Origin of the sequence: Streptomyces olindensis, assembly GCF_040645895.1 — a bacterium.
Lineage (GTDB): Bacteria > Actinomycetota > Actinomycetes > Streptomycetales > Streptomycetaceae > Streptomyces > Streptomyces olindensis.
In genome coordinates this window covers 99334-118477 of the sequence record NZ_JBEYZD010000016.1, presented here as the reverse complement: position 1 = coordinate 118477, position 19144 = coordinate 99334, and the positions used below count along the sequence as shown (strand labels likewise).

Sequence of the window (19144 nt, the reverse complement as noted above, 5' to 3'; positions counted from 1 at the left end):
CCAGCCTGGCCCGGGCCCGCACCCACGGTCGATTACCTGCGAGGTAAGGGCCGCACCCCCTCGCCTTTGTCCTGTGAGTGGAAAAAGTAAGGGGCAATTCCTGCGCGACTTCTTCCCACCCCCGGCAGCCGCTGCTACGTTCCCTCCGAAAGCAAGCCACCGATGTGGCGGAAAACCGGCGCGCACAGGCCGATCGAGGCGGGGAGGGGCTCGTGAGACGTATGACGGCACGACCCGGAAACGCCCACCAGGCCCGACTGCTGAAGCTGCTGCGCGACGGCGGCCCCAACTCCCGTGCCCAGCTGGGCGACCAGGTCGACCTCTCGCGGTCCAAGCTCGCCGTGGAGGTGGACCGGCTGCTGGAGACGGGGCTGGTCGTGGCCGACGGACTCGCCGCCTCGCGCGGCGGACGCCGCAGCCACAACGTCCGGCTCAACCCCGAGCTGCGCTTCCTCGGCGTCGACATCGGCGCGACCTCGGTCGACGTCGCCGTCACCAACGCCGAGCTGGAGACCCTCGGCCACATCAACCACCCCATGGACGTGCGCGAGGGCCCGGTCGCGGTCTTCGAGCAGGTCCTGGCCATGGCCGCGAAGCTGAGGGCCTCCGGGCTCGCGGAGGGGTTCGACGGCGCCGGCATCGGCGTCCCGGGCCCGGTCCGCTTCCCCGAGGGCATCCCGGTGGCACCGCCGATCATGCCCGGCTGGGACGGCTTCCCCGTACGGGAGGCCCTCAGCCAGGAACTCGGCTGCCCGGTCATGGTCGACAACGACGTGAACCTCATGGCGATGGGGGAACAGCACGCGGGCGTCGCCCGCACCGTCGCCGACTTCCTCTGCGTCAAGATCGGCACGGGCATCGGCTGCGGCATCGTCGTCGGCGGTGAGGTCTACCGCGGTACGACGGGCAGCGCCGGCGACATCGGGCACATCCAGGCCGTGCCCGACGGACGTCCCTGCGCCTGCGGCAACCGGGGCTGCCTGGAGGCCCACTTCAGCGGGGCGGCCCTCGCCCGCGACGCCACGGAGGCCGCCCAGCAGGGGCTCTCGGCCGAACTGGCCTCGCGGCTGGAGACGAACGGCGGCCTGACCGCCGTCGACGTCGCCGCCGCGGCCGCCGCGGGCGACGCCACCGCGCTGGAGCTGATCCGCGAGGGCGGCAACCGCACCGGCCAGGTCATCGCCGGTCTGGTCAGCTTCTTCAACCCGGGCCTGGTGGTGATCGGCGGCGGGGTGACCGGCCTCGGCCACACCCTGCTCGCCGCGATCCGCACCCAGGTCTACCGCCAGTCGCTGCCGCTGGCGACCGGCAACCTGCCCATCGTCCTGGGCGAGCTGGGACCCGCCGCCGGCGTCATCGGCGCGGCCCGGCTCATCAGCGACCACCTGTTCTCTCCCGCGTAAGCGCACTTCAGCACGTCAGCACCACGCTTTCGGTACCGAGCCCTGCGCAGTGCCCTGCTCCGCTTCGCTCCGCCCTGCCCTGAACCGGCCCGCACGCCCGCCAAGGGGACCTCATGGCACCAGAACCACCGCTGCTCAGCATGTCCGGCATCACCAAGTCGTTCCCCGGAGTCCGGGCCCTCGACGGTGTCGACCTCGACGTCGTGGCCGGCGAGGTGCACTGCCTGCTCGGCCAGAACGGCGCCGGAAAGTCGACCCTCATCAAGGTCCTGGCCGGCGCCCACCAGCCCGATACCGGCACCATCCGGTGGCGCGGCGAGGACGTCACGCTGCGCTCGCCGATCGCCGCCATGCGCCTCGGCATCGCGACCATCTACCAGGAACTCGACCTGGTGGAGCACCTGTCGGTCGCGGAGAACGTCCACCTCGGACACGAGCCGACCGCCGCCGGCTTCGTCGTCCGGGGCAAGGCGGCCAAGGCGTCGACGGCCGCCCTGCTCAAACGGCTCGGCCACGCGGAGATCGACCCCGGCCGTCTGGTCGGGGAACTCTCGGCCGCGCAGCAGCAGATCGTGTCCATGGCCCGGGCGCTCTCCCACGACGTGCGGCTCATCGTGATGGACGAGCCGTCCGCCGCCCTCGACCCGGACGAGGTCGACAACCTCTTCCGCATCGTCGGCGACCTGACCGCCGCCGGAGTCGCCGTCGTCTACATCTCGCACCGCCTGGAGGAGATCCGCCGCATCGGCGACCGGGTGACCGTCCTGAAGGACGGCCGGGCCGTCGCGAACGGGCTTCCCGCGAAGTCCACCCCGACCCGCGAGGTCGTCGCCCTGATGACCGGCCGCAACGTCGAGTACGTCTTCCCGGACCGGCCCGCCTCCCCGCCGTCCGCCGAGCCCGTGCTGAAGGTCCAAGGGCTGTCGCGGCTGGGGGAGTTCGAGACGCTCGACCTCGAGGTGCGGCCGGGCGAGATCGTCGGCCTCGCCGGGCTCGTCGGCTCGGGCCGCTCCGAGATCCTGGAGACCGTCTACGGCGCCCGCAAGCCGACGACCGGTCAGGTGCTGGTCGACGGACGGCCGTTGCGGCCGGGCAGCGTCCGGGCCGCCGTCCGGGCCGGGCTCGGGCTCGCCCCCGAGGAACGCAAGGCGCAGGCCCTGCTGATGCTGGAGTCCGTCACCCGCAACGTCTCGGTCTCCTCCATGTCCCGCTTCTCGCGCGGCGGCTGGATCGACCGGGGCGCCGAGCTCGGTGCCGCCCGGGCCGCCACCCGCGAGCTGTCGCTCAGGCCCGACAACCCGTCGGTGCCGGTGCGCACCCTGTCCGGCGGCAACCAGCAGAAGGCCGTCCTGGCCCGCTGGCTGCTGCGCGGCTGCAAGGTGCTGCTGCTCGACGAACCCACCCGCGGCGTCGACGTCGGCGCCCGCGCCGAGCTCTACGCGGTCATCCGCCGGCTGGCGGACGAGGGCCTCGCGGTGCTGCTGGTCTCCAGCGAGGTGCCCGAGGTGCTCGGCCTCGCCGACCGCGTGCTGGTGCTGCGCGAGGGCCGTGTCGTGCACACGGCACCCGCGCGCGAGCTCGACGAACACCGCGTACTCGACCTGGTCATGGAAGGAAGTCCGGCGTCATGACGCAGCCCGTCTCCCCGCCGCGGGACAGCAGCACCGACAAGGTGCCCCAGGCCCAGCCCCCCGCCTGGCGCGGCCTGTTGTTCCGCGCCGACGTCCGCACCCTCTCCCTGCTCGGCGTGCTCGCCGCGCTGGTCCTCATCGGCGGCATCACCAAGCCCGACGAGTTCCTCGACACCCGCAACCTGCAACTCGTCCTCACCCAGGCGTCCGTCATCGGCGTCGTCACCGTCGGCATGACCTTCGTCATCGTCTCGGGCGGCATCGACCTGTCGGTCGGCGCGATCGTCGCCCTCGCCTCGGTGTGGGCCACCACCGTCGCCACCCAGGAGTACGGCTTCGCCGGGATCCTCTTCACGGCGGTCGTCGTCGGAGTCGGCTGCGGACTGGTCAACGGCGTGCTCATCGCCTACGGCGCGATGGTGCCGTTCATCGCCACCCTCGCCATGCTGGCCTCCGCCCGCGGACTCGCCCTGCAGATCACCGACGGCAAGACACAGATCGTCACCGTGCCCTCGGTCCTCGACCTCGGCGAACGCGACGCCTACGTGCTCGGCATCCCGCCGCTGGTCATGGTGTTCGCCGTCGTCACGGTCATCGGCTGGCTGGTGCTCAACCGCACCACCTTCGGGCGCCGCACGGTCGCCGTCGGCGGCAACCCGGAGGCGGCGAGGCTCGCCGGCATCGACGTCCGCCGCCAGCGGCTCTACCTCTACCTGCTGTCCGGACTGTGCTGCGGCATCGCCGCCTTCCTGCTGATCGTCCTGTCCGGCTCCGGCCAGAACACCAACGGCAACCTCTACGAACTCGACGCCATCGCCGCCGCCATCATCGGCGGCACCCTCCTCACCGGCGGCCGCGGCACCATCACCGGCTCCGTCCTCGGCGTCCTGATCTTCACCACGATCACCAACATCTTCGCCCTGAACAACCTGCAGAGCGACGTCCAGCAGATCGCCAAGGGCGCGATCATCGTCGCCGCCGTGCTGGTCCAGCGCCGTACCGCGAGCACGACCTGAGGAAAGGGTTCACCGCCATGCCAGAGATCACGAGCCGCAGAGGACTGCTCTTCGGGGCCGCCGCCGTCTCCGCCGGTGCCCTCATCACCGGGTGCACCAGCAACGAGCCGTCCGACTCCAAGGACGAGCCGGCGGGCGACAACCAGCCGGCCGCCGACGACAAGCCCGGCAAGCAGGTCACCATCGGCTTCGCCGGACCGCAGGCCGACCACGGCTGGCTCAACGCCATCAACGACAACGCCAAGAACCGCGCCGAGAAGTACTCCGACGTCACCCTGGAGATCACCGAGGGCTCCAACGACACCGCCCAGCAGATCGGCCAGATCGAGACCCTCATCAACAAGAAGGTCGACGTCCTGGTCGTGCTGCCCGCCGACGGCAAGGCCCTCACCCAGGTCGGCCTGAAGGCGATGCGCGCGGGCATCCCCGTGGTCAACCTCGACCGGATCTTCAACACCCCGCAGGCCTACCGCTGCTGGATCGGCGGCGACAACTACGGCATGGGCCTGAACGCCGGCCACTACATCGGCGAGAAGCTCAAGGGGAAGGCGAACGCCCGCGTCATCGAACTCGCCGGCCTCGACAACCTGGAGCTGACCAAGCAGCGCACCCAGGGCTTCGACGACGCCCTGAAGAACTACCCCAACATCAAGAAGGTCGCCCGCCAGGCCGCCGAGTTCACCGTCGAGTCCGGGCAGGCCAAGATGGCCCAACTGCTCCAGGCGCAGTCGAAGTTCGACGCGCTGTGGAACCACGACGACGACCAGGGCGTGGGCGCGCTGCGCGCCATCGAGCAGGCCGGCCGCGACGACTTCCTGATGGTCGGCGGCGCGGGCGCCCTGTCCGCCTTCCAGGCCATCGAGCAGGACAACGGCGTGCTCAAGGCGACAGTGCTGTACCCGCCGACCATGGCCGCCTCCGCGATCGACCTCGCCCGCGCCCTCGGCCAGGGCAAGGGCATCGGCGGCATGGCCGAGTTCGAGATCCCCGCGTCCATCACGCTCTACTCGGCCGTCGTCGACAAGACCAACGTCGGCCAGTACATGCCCACCGGCTTCAAGTGATCCGTCCCGCACCCCCCACGTGCGCCACACCGACCAGGACGAGGAGGACACCCGTATGGGACAGCCGCAAGCGCAGTCAGATGGGACCGAGGCAGGCAAGCCACCCTTGCGCGTGGGGATGGTGGGCTACGCCTTCATGGGCGCCGCCCACTCCCAGGGCTGGCGCACCGCGGGCCGCGTCTTCGACCTGCCGCTGAACCCCGTGCAGTCCGTGATCTGCGGCCGGGACGCCGCCGCCGTCCGGGCCGCGGCCGACCGGCACGGCTGGGCGTCCACCGAGACCGACTGGCGTGCCCTCGTGGAACGCGACGACGTCGACCTCGTCGACATCTGCACCCCCGGCGACAGCCACGCCGAGATCGCCCTGGCCGCCCTGGCCGCAGGCAAGCACGTCCTGTGCGAGAAACCCCTGGCCAACACCGTCGAGGAGGCCACCTCGATGGCCCGGGCGGCCGAGGAGGCCTACGCGCGCGGCCAGTTGTCGATGGTCGGCTTCAACTACCGCCGGGTGCCCGCCACCGCCCAAGCCCGCCGGATGGTCGCCGCGGGGCGGCTCGGCCGGCTGCGGCACGTGCGGGTCACCTACCTCCAGGACTGGCTGGTCGACCCCGAGTTCCCGCTGACCTGGCGGCTGCGCAAGGACCAGGCCGGCTCGGGCTCGCTCGGCGACCTGGGTGCGCACATCGTCGACCTCGCGCAGTACCTCGTGGGGGAGCCGCTGGCCGGGGTCTCCGCGCTGACGGAGACCTTCGTCCGGGAGCGGCCGCTGCCCACGGGCGCCACCAGCGGGCTGTCGGCCGTGTCGGCCGCAGGCAAGGGCGAGGTCACCGTGGACGACGCGGCCCTGTTCACGGCCCGCTTCCCCTCCGGCGCCATCGCCTCCTTCGAGGCCACCCGCTACGCCACCGGCCGCAAGAACGCCCTGCGCATCGAGCTCAACGGTGAGCGCGGCTCGCTCGCCTTCGACCTGGAGCGGCTCAACGAGCTGTCCTTCCACGACGCCACCGAGCCGGGCACCGAGGCGGGCTTCCGCCGCATCCTCGTCACCGAACCCGAGCACCCCTACCTGGAGGCCTGGTGGCCGCCGGGCCACGGCCTCGGCTACGAGCACACCTTCGTCCACCAGGCCCGCGACCTCGTCCACGCCATCGCCGAGGGCCGCCGCCCCGAACCCTCCTTCACCGACGGGCTCCAGGTGCAGCGCGTGCTCGCCGCGGTGGAGGAGAGCGCCGAGAAGAACTCCGTCTACACGCCGATCGCGGTCTGAGGAGGCCCCTTTCGATGCCGCGCACCTTCACGCTCTTCACCGGCCAGTGGGCGGACCTGCCCCTGGAGGAGGTCTGCCGCCTGGCCCGCGACTTCGGCTACGACGGCCTCGAACTCGCCTGCTGGGGCGACCACTTCGAAGTCGACAAGGCGCTCGCCGACCCGGGGTACCTCGACGGCCGCCGGGCGCTCCTCGACAAGTACGGCCTGAAGTGCTGGGCCATCTCCAACCACCTGGCCGGCCAGGCCGTCTGCGACGCCATCATCGACGAACGCCACCGGGCGATCCTGCCGGACGCGGTCTGGGGCGACGGGGACGCGGAAGGGGTCCGGCAGCGGGCCGCCGAGCGCATGAAGGACACCGCGCGGGCCGCGGCCGCCTTCGGCGTCGACACCGTCATCGGCTTCACCGGCTCCGCCATCTGGCACCTCGTCGCCATGTTCCCGCCCGCGCCCGACGCGATGATCGAACGCGGCTACCAGGACTTCGCCGACCGCTGGAACCCGATCCTCGACGTCTTCGACACCGAGGGCGTGCGGTTCGCGCACGAGGTCCACCCCAGCGAGATCGCCTACGACTACTGGACCACCCAGCGGGCCCTCGAAGCCGTCGACCGGCGCCCCGCCTTCGGCCTCAACTTCGACCCCTCGCACTTCGTGTGGCAGGACCTCGACCCCGTCGGCTTCCTGTGGGACTTCCGCGACCGCATCTACCACGTCGACTGCAAGGAGGCCCGCAAGCGCCTCGACGGACGCAACGGCCGGCTCGGCTCCCACCTGCCCTGGGGCGACCCGCGGCGCGGCTGGGACTTCGTCTCGGCCGGGCACGGCGACGTCCCCTGGGAGGACGTCTTCCGGATGCTGCGCTCCATCGACTACCAAGGCCCGATCTCCGTCGAATGGGAGGACGCCGGCATGGACCGGCTCCAGGGGGCGCCCGAGGCGCTGACCCGCCTCAAGGCCTTCGACTTCGAGCCGCCCAGCGCGTCCTTCGACGCCGCGTTCAACAGCTGAACCACGCACCCGGCCCAGGTCGGGGACGGGGACCGGCGCCATCGCCGGTCCCCCCTCCGACCTGCACGAATTCTGCTTCGTCCGGTGCCGGGAGAAAGCTCGACCGATCCTGACCCAAGGGGTGTTCGCCCCGGACGGACGCGGTTACCGTCCTTGAAGTGTTCAGGACACACATACCTCCGGGGTGACGGCGCACCCCGGCGTCCGCACCGCACGTCTTCGTACCCACCCGTACGGCCCACCCCCGTTCCCGGAGGGACTTCGTGCACAGAACCAGACTCAGAAGCACCCGCACCCCCAGACGCCCCGCGCTGCGCACCGCCGTCGCCCTGTTCACCGGCCTGCTCCTGGCCGTGGGCACCCCGGCCGGCGTCGCCGGCGCCCACCCCGGCCACCCCGAGCACGACGAACCGGTCGCCGCCGAGGGACAGTTCCAGCAGGTGCCGCTCGCCAAGGGCGAACCCGAGACGGGCGAGCCGATGTCGCTCGCCGTGCTCCCGGACCGCAGCGTCCTGCACACCTCGCGCGACGGCACGCTGCGCCTGACCGACCAGGGCGGCGTCACCAGGATCGCCGGCAGGCTCGACGTCTACAGCCACGACGAAGAGGGGCTGCAGGGCGTCGCCGTCGACCCGGACTTCAAGAACAACCGGGCGATCTACCTCTACTACGCCCCACCGCTCGACACCCCCGCGGGCGACGCCCCGGAGACCGGCACCGCCGAGGACTTCAAGAAGTTCGACGGCGTCAACCGCCTCTCCCGCTTCACGCTCAACGCCAACGGCACGCTGAACCGGGCCAGCGAGAAGAAGGTCATCGACGTCGCGGCCTCCCGCGGCACCTGCTGCCACGTCGGCGGCGACATCGACTTCGACGCGGACGGCAACCTCTACCTGTCGACCGGCGACGACACCAACCCCTTCTCCTCCGACGGCTACACGCCGATCGACGACCGGCCGAACCGCAACCCGGCCTTCGACGCCCGCCGCAGCTCGGCCAACACCAACGACCTGCGCGGCAAGATCCTGCGCATCAAGGTCGCCGAGGACGGCTCGTACACCATTCCGGAGGGCAACCTCTTCGCCCCGGGCACCGAGAAGACCCGCCCCGAGATCTACGCGATGGGCTTCCGCAACCCGTTCCGGATGAGCGTCGACGACAAGACCGGCATCGTCTACGTCGGCGACTACGGCCCCGACGCGGGCGCCGCCGACCCCAAGCGCGGCCCGGCCGGGCAGGTCGAGTTCGCCAAGGTGACCAAGGCGGCCAACTTCGGCTGGCCGTTCTGCACCGGCGACAACGACCCGTACGTCGACTACGACTTCGCCACCAAGGAGTCCGGCGAGACGTTCGACTGCGCCGCCCCGAAGAACACCTCGCCGCACAACACCGGCCTGGTCGACCTGCCGCCCGCGCAGGCCGCGTGGATCCCGTACGACGACGGCTCCGTGCCGGAGTTCGGCACCGGCTCCGAGTCCCCGATGGCCGGCCCGGTCTACCGCTACGACCCCGAGCTCGACTCCAGTGTGAAGTTCCCCGAGGCCTACGACGGAGACTTCTTCGCCGGTGAGTTCGGCCGCCGCTGGATCAAGCGGATCGAGCAGAACGACGACGGGTCCGTCGCGAAGATCAACGACTTCCCGTGGACCGGCACCCAGATCATGGACATGGAGTTCGGCCCCGACGGCGCGCTCTACGTCCTCGACTACGGCGTCTCCTGGTTCCAGGGCGACGAGCACTCCGCGCTGTACCGGATCGAGAACGCCGAGGACGGCTTCTCCCCGATCGCCGAGGTCAGCGCCGACAAGACGTCCGGAGCGGCCGGCTTGAAGGTCGCGTTCACCGCCTCCGCCAAGGACGCCGACTCCACGAACCTCACCTACAGCTGGGACTTCGGCGACGGCACCAAGGGCGAGGGCCTCAACCCCACCCACCGCTACAAGAAGATCGGCACCTACAGCGCCACCTTCACCGCCAAGGACCCCGAGGGCAACACGGGCAACGCCAGTCTCCGGATCGTGGTCGGCAACACCGAGCCCAAGGTACGGATCGACATCCCGGGCAACGGCAGCCTGGCCGAGTTCGGCAAGCCCGTGCCGTTCAAGGTGACCGTCACCGACCCCGAGGAGACCGTCGACTGCTCCAAGGTCAAGGTCGTCTACAGCCTCGGACACGACTCCCACGCCCACGAGCTGACCAGCGAGATGGGCTGCGAGGGCACCCTGAAGCCGCCCCCCGGTGACGGCGGCCACGACCCCAACGCCAACATCTACGGTGTCGTCGGCGCCGCCTACACCGACGGCGGCGCGAACGGCCAGGAGGAGCTGACGGGCACCGCCCGCACCGTGCTCCAGCCGCTGCACCGCCAGGGCGAGCACTTCACCACCCAGTCGGGCGTGTCGGTCATCGACAAGACCGGCGCCAACGGCGGCAAGACCGTCGGCAACATCGACGACGGCGACTGGATCTCCTTCACCCCCTACCGGTTCGACGGGCAGAAGAAGATGACCGTGCGGGCCTCCTCCGGCGGCGCGGGCGGTTTCGTCGAACTGCGCACCGGCTCGCCCGACGGTCCGCTGCACGGCTCGGCGTACATCCCGCCGACCGGCGGCTGGGAGACCTTCCAGAACGTCGACGTGCCGCTGCGGTCGCTGCCGAAGAAGACCACCGACATCTACCTGGTCTTCAAGGGCGGCGCGGGCGCGCTGTTCGACGTGGACGACTTCGAGTTCTCCAAGGAGCCGTTCAAGGGCGGCAAGAAGGTCCTGGTCTTCTCCAAGACCGCCGGTTTCCGGCACGACTCCATCCCGGCCGGCATCGCCGCGCTGAAGGAGCTCGGCGGCCCGGCGGGCATCACGGTCGACGCGACCGAGGAGGCCAAGCAGTTCACCACCACGAACCTCGCCAAGTACGACGCGGTGGCGTTCCTGTCCACGACCGGCGACGTTTTGAACGCCGAGCAGCAGAAGGCGTTCGAGAACTACGTCGCGGGTGGCGGCGGCTACATGGGCATCCACGCCGCCGCCGACACCGAGTACGACTGGGAGTTCTACGGCGGCCTCGTCGGCGCCTACTTCCACTCGCACCCGGCCATCCAGAAGGCCACCGTCCGCGTCGAGGACCACGACCACCCGTCGACCGCGCACCTCGGCGAGGCCTGGGAGCGCACCGACGAGTGGTACAACTACCGCACCAACCCGCGCGAGCAGGCCAAGGTCCTCGCCACCCTGGACGAGACCAGCTACCAGGGCGGCACCATGAAGGGCGACCACCCGATCGCCTGGTGCCAGAGCTACGGCGGCGGCCGCTCCTTCTACACCGGCGGCGGTCACACCAAGGAGTCCTACGCCGAAGAGGCCTTCCGCGCCCACCTGCTCGGCGGCCTCCAGTACGCCACCGGCCAGGTCAAGGCGGACTGCAAGCCGGACAAGGGCTACCGGAAGATCTTCAACGGCCAGACCCTGGACGGCTGGAAGCAGGCCGGACCCGGCAAGTTCGTCGTCAAGGACGGCGTGATGGAGTCCGAGGGCGGCATGGGCCTGCTCTGGTACCAGGCCAAGGAGCTGAAGTCGTACTCCCTCAAGCTCGACTGGAAGATGCGGGGCGACGACAACTCCGGGATCTTCGTGGGCTTCCCGGCCTCCGACGACCCCTGGTCCGCGGTGAACAAGGGCTACGAGATCCAGATCGACGCCACGGACGCGCCCGAGCGCACCACGGGCTCCGTCTACTCCTTCAAGTCGGCCAACATCAAGGCACGTGACCAGGTTCTGCGGCCGCCCGGCCAGTGGAACTCCTACGAGATCAAGGTCCAGGGCGAACGCCTCCAGGTGTTCCTCAACGGAGTCAAGATCAACGACTTCACCAACAAGGACCCCCAGCGGAGCCTGACCGACGGCTACCTCGGCCTGCAGAACCACGGCGCCGACGACCAGGTCTCCTTCCGCAACATCCAGCTCAAGGAACTGCCCGTCCAGGGCCAGTGAACGGCGGCGGGCGGGGGACGCCGGACCCCCGCCCGCCGTCTCCCCCCTCCCCCCGGGTTCGCGTACGACCAGGAGGCTGCCCATGTCCGCGTCCCTTCCCCGACCGCGTGTGGGGGTGTGGCTGATCGGAGCCCGAGGCTCCGTCGCCACCACCGTCGTCACGGGGTGTGCCGCTGTCACCGCGGGACTGCATCCGCCCACCGGCATGGTGACCGAGACCCCCGCCTTCACCGGCAGCGGCCTCCCGGCCCTGTCCGACCTCGTCTTCGGCGGCCACGACACCGTCGACTGCCCCCTGCCCAAACGCGCCGAGACGCTGACCGCCGGCGGCGTCCTGCCACCCGGCGTCGCCACCGCCGTCACCGCCGAACTCACCGCCGCCGACCGGGAGATCCGGCCCGGCGGCCCCACGCCCGGGGACACCAGGAGCGAGGCCGACCTGATCACGGCCTTCGCCGACGACATCCGCGACTTCACGCACCGCCACGCGCTGGAGCGGACCGTGGTGGTGAACGTCGCCTCCACCGAACCCGCCTCCCACGGCCCCGGCGCCCCGCTGCCCGCCAGCACCCTCTACGCGCTCGCGGCCCTGCGCGCGGGCTGCCCCTACGTCAACTTCACCCCCTCCGAGGGCATGCACCACCCCGTCGCCGCCCGCGAGGCCGAGCACAGCGGCCTGCCCTACGCCGGCCGCGACGGCAAGACCGGGCAGACCCTGCTGCGGGCCGTGCTGGGCCCGATGTTCGCGCAGCGGGCGCTGCACGTCCGCGCCTGGTCCGGCACGAACCTGCTCGGCGGCGGAGACGGCGCCGCCCTCGCCGACCCGGCCGCCGCCGCGGCGAAGAACGCCGGCAAGGAACGCGTCCTCGCCGACACCCTCGGCACCGTCCCCGAGGGCGAGGTCCACATCGACGACGTCCCCGCCCTCGGTGACTGGAAGACCGCCTGGGACCACATCGCCTTCGACGGCTTCCTCGGCACCCGCATGGTCCTCCAGACCATCTGGCAGGGCTGCGACTCGGCACTCGCCGCCCCCCTGGTGCTCGACCTCGCCCGCCTCACCGCCCGCGCCCACGAGACGGGCCTGTCCGGTCCCCTCGGTGCTCTCGGGTTCTACTTCAAGGACCCGGTGGGGGACGGGCCCGCCGGCCTGTCCGAGCAGTACGAGGAACTGGTCCGGTTCGGGCGCGGGCTGGGGCAGACCGGGGGAGAGGGCGGAGGCCCGCGGCCGGGGGAGCGGTCCGACGCCCCGGGGGAGACGCGGTGAGGCAGCGCCGGAACTCCTGTGCATGCGCCGGGGGCACGTCGACCGCATGCACCGGGGGCACGTCGACAACCGAGGCTGAGGCCGAGGGTGCTGTGCGGGGCGTGGCCCGCTGGGCGCCTGCGGGCGGTACGTCCACGTCCACGTCCACGTCCGGCGTCCAGGGCACCGCGCGTGACACCGCCCCCTGCGCGTGCGCCGGCCGCCGCTCGCGTCGCAGGCGCGCCTGGGCCGAACTCCTGCGCCTGCCCGCCCTGTTCAGCGTCCCCGGCGACGCCCTGGCCGGCGCGGCCGCGGCCGGGGCACGGCCCGACGCCCGCGCCCTGCTCGCCATCGGTTCCTCCCTCTGCCTCTACGAGGCCGGCATGGCCCTCAACGACTGGGCGGACCGCGACGTCGACGCCGTCGAACGCCCGCACCGCCCTCTGCCCTCCGGCCGCATCCGGCCGGCCGCCGCGCTCACCGCCGCCTGCGCGCTCACCGCGGCCGGACTGGCCCTGGCCGCCCGCGCCGGACGACCGGCCCTGACCGTGGCCGCACCCTTGGCCGCCACCGTCTGGGCGTACGACCTCGGCCTGAAGCACACCCCGGCCGGACCCGTGGCCATGGGCGCAGCCCGAGGCCTGGACCTGCTCATGGGAGCCGCGGCCACCACCGGCCGCACCGGCAGGGCCCTGTCCTCCGCGGCCCTCCTCGGCACCCACACCGTCGCCGTGACGACCGTCTCCCGCCATGAGGCCCGGGGCGGCTCACCCCTGGCCCCGCTGGCGGCCCTCGCGACGACCGCCCTGCTGACCCGTCAGGTGACACACCGGCTTACGGGCTCGGCGACCGGTCGCCCACCGGTGACCACGCGCGGGCCGAAGGACCCCCACTCCGTCCGGCCCGTCCCCGAGCCCCCGTCCGCGGCTGCTCTGCTCACCACCGCGTGCGCGGCCGCTTACGCCGCGACCACCGCCCGCCCCTATGTCCACGCCGCCCTGAACCCGTCACCTCCGCTCACCCAACGCGCCGTCGGCGCCGGCATCCGCGCCACGATCCCCCTCCAGGCCGCCCTCACCGCGCGCGCCCGGGGCACGGCCGGCGCACTTCTCATCGCCGCCCTCGCCCCGCTCGGAGCCAAGTTCGCGAAGAAGGTGAGCGTCACATGAGCCACGAAGCACCCCAGGCGCCGGCCGGCCTCGCGACGGCCACCTCGCCCGCCGAACCCGGCACTCGGGCCTCCCTCCGCTTCGGGTACGGCACCAACGGCCTCGCCGACCTCCGGCTCGACGACGCGCTCGCCCTCCTCGCCGACCTCGGCTACGACGGCGTCGGCCTGACCCTCGACCACATGCACCTCGACCCGCTCGCCCCCGACCTCGCCGCCCGCACCCGCCGGGTCGCGCGACGGCTGGACGCCCTCGGCCTGGGCGTCACCGTGGAGACGGGCGCCCGCTATGTGCTCGACCCGCGCCGCAAGCACGGCCCGTCCCTGCTGGACCCGGACCCCGACGACCGGGCCCGCCGCGTCGACCTCCTCGTACGGGCCGTCCGGGTCGCCGCCGACCTCGGCGCCCACGCGGTGCACTGCTTCAGCGGCATCGTCCCGGAGGGCACCGACACGGACACCGCGTGGAAGCGCCTCGCCGAGACGCTCACCCCCGTCCTGGACGCCGCCGCCTCCGCGGACGTCCCCCTCGCCGTCGAACCGGAGCCGGGCCACCTCCTCGCCACCCTCGCCGACTTCCACCGTCTGCGCCGCGCCCTCGGCGACCCCGAGCCGCTCGGCCTCACCCTGGACATCGGCCATTGCCAGTGCCTCGAACCCCTTTCCCCCGCCGACTGCGTCCGGGAGGCGGCCCCCTGGCTGCGGCACGTCCAGATCGAGGACATGCGGCGCGGCGTCCACGAGCACCTCCCCTTCGGGGACGGGGAGATCGACTTCCCGCCGGTCCTGGCGGCCCTCGCCGCCACCGGCTACCAGGGGCTGACCGTCGTCGAACTGCCCCGCCACTCCCATGCGGGCCCGCACTTCGCCGCCCGATCCCTGCCCTTCCTCCGCCACGCCGAGCGGGTCGCGGCCGCCGCGCCGCCGTCCCCCGCCCCGGCCCTCCAGCAGGCCGCGCCACCCCACGGCGCTCCCTCCGCCACCCCTGAAGGGAGCAGCACCAGATGACCCACCCCCGCGCCACGCCGACGGCGAGAACCGACAGCACCCCGGACGCCCCCAGCACCGAAACCCACCCCGACTCACCCACCCCCGACCCGCCCGCTCCCGACTCACTCGCTCCCGGAACGGCGCCCACCCCCGGCACGGCTCCCTCCACGCTCCCCTCCCTCACCGGCCTCCGCCACCGGTTGACCAGCGACCTCGACCCTGCCGCCCGCGCCTGGCTGGAGCACGCCCTCGACGAGGCCGCCGCGCACCCCGGCATCCACGGGCCCATCTCCGTGTGGGAACTGCGCCTCGCCGAGGCCGGCCGCCGCTGCGGCGCCGCCCACGCCGACGCCGCCCGCGTGCTCATCCTCGACGCGGCCCGCGCCGGCACCGACGCCCTGACCCGGGTCTACTTCCAGGGCACCGCCGACGAGCGCCGGGCCGTCCTGCACGCCCTGCCCCACCTCGTCTCCGGCCCCGGCGCACTCCCGCTCGTCGAGGACGCCCTGCGCACCAACGACACCCGGCTGCTCACCGCCGCCGTCGGCCCGTACGCCGCCCGGCACCTGGCCCCCCACGCATGGCGCCACGCCGTGCTGAAGTGCCTGTTCACCGGCGTCCCCGTCGACCATGTGGCCGATCTGCCCGGGCGCGCCCGCGGCGACGGCGAACTCGCCCGCATGCTGGCCGACTACGCCGCCGAACGCACCGCCGCCGGCCGCCCCGTCCCCGAGGACCTGCACCGCGTCCTGGACCTGACCGAGTCCGTGAACCCGGCCCCCGGAACGGACCACCCCCACGGCAAGGAGTCCTGATGCGCATCTTCGACCCCCACATCCACATGACGTCCCGGACCACCGACGACTACGAGGCCATGTACGCCGCCGGTGTCCGCGCCGTCGTCGAGCCCTCCTTCTGGCTCGGTCAGCCGCGCACCTCGCCCGCCTCCTTCCGCGACTACTTCGACTCCCTCCTAGGCTGGGAGCCCTTCCGCGCGGCCCAGTACGGCATCGCCCACCACTGCACGATCGCCCTCAATCCCAAGGAGGCGAACGACCCGCGCTGTGTGCCCGTCCTCGACGAACTGCCCCGGTATCTCGTCAAGGACAACGTCGTGGCGGTCGGCGAGATCGGCTACGACTCCATGACCCCCGCCGAGGACACCGCCCTCGCCGCGCAGCTCCAACTGGCCGCGGACCACGGCTTGCCGGCCCTCGTGCACACCCCGCACCGCGACAAGCTCGCCGGTCTGCGCCGCACCCTGGACGTCGTCCGGGAGTCGGCCCTGCCCGCGGAACGCGTCCTGGTCGACCACCTCAACGAGACCACCGTCAAGGAGGCCAGGGACAGCGGCTGCTGGCTGGGCTTCTCCGTCTATCCGGACACCAAGATGGACGAGGAGCGGATGGTCGCGATCCTGCGCGCCTACGGACCCGAGCAGGTCCTGGTCAACTCCGCCGCCGACTGGGGCAGGAGCGACCCCCTCAAGACCCGCAAGGTCGGCGACCTGATGCTCGCCGAGGGCTTCGACGAGGACACCGTCGACCAGGTGCTGTGGCGCAACCCGGTCGCCTTCTACGGGCTCAGCGGCCGCCTCGACCTGGACGTCACCGGCACCGAGGCCACCCACGAGGGCAACTCCATCCTGCGCGGGGTCCCGAAGGACCCGCACGAGCCGGACCCCGGCCCGGACGTGCCGGCCCGCGTCCCCGCCGCGGGGGCGTGAGCCATGCGCTTCCGCCACCCCGACGGCTCGATCGTCCACCTCGCCTACTGCACCAACGTCCACCCCGCCGAGACCCTCGACGGCGTCCTCGCCCAGCTCCGCGACCACTGCGAACCCGTCCGCCGCCGCCTGGGCCGCGACCGGCTCGGCATCGGGCTGTGGCTCGCCAAGGACGCCGCCCACGCCCTCGTCACCGACCCCTCCGCGCTGCGCGCCCTGCGCACCGAGCTGGACCGGCGGGGCCTCGAGGTCGTCACCCTCAACGGCTTCCCCTACGAGGGCTTCGGTGCCGAAGAGGTCAAGTACCGCGTCTACAAGCCCGACTGGGCCGACCCGGAACGCCTCGAGCACACGACGGCCCTGGCCCGCGTCCTCGCCGGGCTCCTCCCCGACGATGTCACCGACGGCACCATCTCCACCCTGCCCCTGGCCTGGCGCACCGCCTATGACGACGAGCGCGCCCGGAGCGCCCGCACCGCCCTGCGCACCCTCGCCGAACGCCTCGACGCCCTCGAGGAGCTGACCGGTCGCTCCCTCCGCGTCGGCCTGGAACCGGAACCCGGCTGTGTCGTCGAGACCACCCGCGACGCCATCGCCCCGCTCACCGCGATCGGCCACGACCGCATCGGCATCTGTGTCGACACCTGCCATCTCGCCACCTCCTTCGAAGACCCGCACACCGCCCTGGACGCGCTCACCGACGCCCGCGTGCCCGTCGTCAAATCCCAGCTCTCGGCCGCCCTGCACGCCGAGCACCCCCATCTGCCGGAGGTCCGCGAGGCCCTCGCCGCCTTCGCCGAACCCCGCTTCCTGCACCAGACCCGCACCTCCACCGCCGCCGGCCTGCGCGCCACCGACGACCTCGACGAGGCCCTCGCCGGCCACGCCCTGCCGGACGCCTCACCCTGGCGCGCCCACTTCCACGTCCCCCTGCACGCGGCGCCCGCCGCACCCCTCACCTCCACACTCCCGGTCCTGAAAGCCGCACTGACCCGCCTCGTCGGCGGCCCGGCCCCGCTCACCCGCCACCTGGAGGTCGAGACCTACACCTGGCAGGCCCTCCCGCCCGAGCTGCGCCCCAAGGGCCGTGCCCAGCTCGCCGAGGGCATCGCCGCCGAACTCACCCTCGCCCGCGACCTGCTGACGGACCTCGGCCTGAAGGAGCTGCCATGAGCACCCCTGAGCACCCGGCCCCGGCCGGTGCCGACCGGCCCACCCCGCTGCTCGTCCTGGACGTCGTAGGCCTCACCTCCCGTCTCCTCGACCACATGCCCCACCTCAAGGCCCTCGGCCGGTCCGGCTCCGTCGCCCCGCTGGGGACCGTCCTGCCCGCCGTCACCTGCGCCGCCCAGTCCACGTTCCTCACCGGCACCATGCCCTCGGAGCACGGCGTCGTCGGCAACGGCTGGTACTTCCGCGAACTCGGCGACGTCCTGCTGTGGCGCCAGCACAACGGGCTCGTGGCCGGCGACAAGCTCTGGGACGCCGCCCGCCGCGCCCACCCCGGCTACACCGTGGCGAACATCTGCTGGTGGTACGCCATGGGCGCCGACACCGACATCACCGTCACCCCCCGTCCGATCTACTACGCCGACGGCCGCAAGGAACCCGACTGCTACACCCGGCCGGCCGACCTCCACGACGAACTCACCACGAAGCTCGGCACCTTCCCCCTGTTCCACTTCTGGGGCCCCGGAGCGGACCTCGTCTCCAGCCGGTGGATCATCGACGCGACCCGCCACATCATCCGCACCCGGCACCCCGACCTGACGCTCTGCTACCTCCCGCACCTCGACTACGACCTGCAGCGCTTCGGCCCCGACGACCCGCGCTCCCTGAAGGCGGCCGCCGATCTCGACCGCGCCCTGGCGCCGCTCCTGGACGACGCCCGCGCCGAGGGCCGCACGGTCGTCGCGCTGTCCGAGTACGGCATCACCCGCGTGAACCGGCCCGTCGACATCAACCGCGCCCTGCGCCGCGCCGGCCTGCTGGAGGTGCACACCCAGGACGGCATGGAGTACCTCGACCCGATGGCGTCGCGTGCCTTCGCGGTGGCCGACCACCAGATCGCCCACGTCTACGTACGCCGCCCCGAGGACCTCGACGCCACCCGGGCCACCCTCGACGGCCTGCCCGGCATCGAGCAACTCCTCGACGACGAGGGCAAGAAGACCCACCACCTCGACCACCCGCGCGCGGGCGAACTCGTCGCCGTGGCGGAGCCCGACGCCTGGTTCACGTACTACTACTGGCTCGACGACGACCGCGCACCCGACTTCGCGCGGCTCGTCGAGATCCACCGCAAACCCGGCTACGACCCGGTCGAACTCTTCATGGATCCCCTCGACCCCTACGTCAAGGTCAAGGCGGCCACCGCTCTGGCGCGCAAGAAACTCGGCCTGCGCTACCGCATGGCGGTCGTGCCCCTGGACCCCTCACCTATTCGCGGCAGCCACGGCCGCCTCCCGGCGAGCGACGACGACGGTCCGCTCCTCATCTGCTCCACCCCCCGCGCTGTCGGCGACCGCGTCGCGGCCACCGATGTGAAGTCACTGCTGCTCCGACTCGCCGGTCTCACCTGAGGTCGTCACCCTCGGTCACCGACTGGTCACAAGTGAAGCACTCACCACTGAC

The 19144-nt window shown here is 72.2% G+C and carries 14 protein-coding genes; all 14 read left to right on the top strand.

The genetic code is table 11. The features are described from left to right. The first annotated feature begins 221 nt into the window (after positions 1 to 221). The 14 genes from ABZ948_RS13095 (at position 222) to ABZ948_RS13030 (ending at position 19092) form a co-directional block, all read left to right on the top strand. Positions 222 to 1403 (top strand): ROK family transcriptional regulator, encoded by a 1182-nt coding sequence (locus ABZ948_RS13095; protein ID WP_359758987.1) that lies wholly within the window; start codon positions 222 to 224, stop codon positions 1401 to 1403. Positions 1404 to 1516: 113 nt separating this feature from the next. Then, positions 1517 to 3034 (top strand): sugar ABC transporter ATP-binding protein, encoded by a 1518-nt coding sequence (locus ABZ948_RS13090; protein ID WP_359758986.1) that lies wholly within the window; start codon positions 1517 to 1519, stop codon positions 3032 to 3034. Then, entirely contained in the window at positions 3031 to 4050 is a 1020-nt protein-coding gene (locus ABZ948_RS13085; protein WP_359758985.1) for an ABC transporter permease, read from the top strand. The genes ABZ948_RS13090 and ABZ948_RS13085 overlap by 4 nt, the downstream gene beginning before the upstream one ends. Positions 4051 to 4067: 17 nt before the next feature. Then, positions 4068 to 5114 carry a substrate-binding domain-containing protein gene (locus ABZ948_RS13080; protein WP_359758984.1) on the top strand — a complete coding sequence of 349 codons (1047 nt, stop codon included), beginning with the start codon at positions 4068 to 4070 and terminating at the stop codon, positions 5112 to 5114. A 55-nt stretch (positions 5115 to 5169) separates the two neighbouring features. Beyond that, positions 5170 to 6381, top strand: a complete 1212-nt coding sequence (locus ABZ948_RS13075; RefSeq protein WP_359758983.1) for a Gfo/Idh/MocA family protein — start codon at positions 5170 to 5172, stop codon at positions 6379 to 6381. 14 nt (positions 6382 to 6395) lie between these two features. After that, positions 6396 to 7394, top strand: coding sequence for a sugar phosphate isomerase/epimerase family protein (locus ABZ948_RS13070; RefSeq protein ID WP_359758982.1), 999 nt, complete (start codon positions 6396 to 6398; stop codon positions 7392 to 7394). A gap of 263 nt (positions 7395 to 7657) precedes the next feature. Next, positions 7658 to 11380: a ThuA domain-containing protein gene (locus tag ABZ948_RS13065; RefSeq protein ID WP_359758981.1), complete on the top strand. Its 3723-nt coding sequence runs from the start codon at positions 7658 to 7660 to the stop codon at positions 11378 to 11380. Positions 11381 to 11462: 82 nt separating this feature from the next. Then, positions 11463 to 12647, top strand: coding sequence for an inositol-3-phosphate synthase (locus ABZ948_RS13060; RefSeq protein ID WP_359758980.1), 1185 nt, complete (start codon positions 11463 to 11465; stop codon positions 12645 to 12647). 236 nt (positions 12648 to 12883) lie between these two features. Further along, the gene (locus tag ABZ948_RS13055) at positions 12884 to 13795 is read left to right on the top strand and encodes an SCO3242 family prenyltransferase (protein ID WP_359759012.1); all 912 of its coding nucleotides are present in this window, start codon (positions 12884 to 12886) and stop codon (positions 13793 to 13795) included. After that, on the top strand, positions 13792 to 14802 hold the full coding sequence (locus tag ABZ948_RS13050; protein ID WP_359758979.1) for a sugar phosphate isomerase/epimerase family protein: 1011 nt from the start codon (positions 13792 to 13794) through the stop codon (positions 14800 to 14802). Before ABZ948_RS13055 ends, ABZ948_RS13050 begins: the two co-directional genes overlap by 4 nt. After that, entirely contained in the window at positions 14799 to 15599 is an 801-nt protein-coding gene (locus ABZ948_RS13045; RefSeq protein ID WP_359758978.1) for an EboA domain-containing protein, read from the top strand. Before ABZ948_RS13050 ends, ABZ948_RS13045 begins: the two co-directional genes overlap by 4 nt. Then, the gene (locus tag ABZ948_RS13040) at positions 15599 to 16510 is read left to right on the top strand and encodes a TatD family hydrolase (RefSeq protein ID WP_359758977.1); all 912 of its coding nucleotides are present in this window, start codon (positions 15599 to 15601) and stop codon (positions 16508 to 16510) included. The genes ABZ948_RS13045 and ABZ948_RS13040 overlap by 1 nt, the downstream gene beginning before the upstream one ends. 3 nt (positions 16511 to 16513) lie before the next feature. Continuing rightward, positions 16514 to 17683, top strand: coding sequence for a metabolite traffic protein EboE (gene eboE, locus ABZ948_RS13035; protein WP_359758976.1), 1170 nt, complete (start codon positions 16514 to 16516; stop codon positions 17681 to 17683). Further along, entirely contained in the window at positions 17680 to 19092 is a 1413-nt protein-coding gene (locus ABZ948_RS13030; RefSeq protein ID WP_359758975.1) for an alkaline phosphatase family protein, read from the top strand. Before eboE ends, ABZ948_RS13030 begins: the two co-directional genes overlap by 4 nt. The last annotated feature ends 52 nt before the right edge of the window (positions 19093 to 19144 follow it).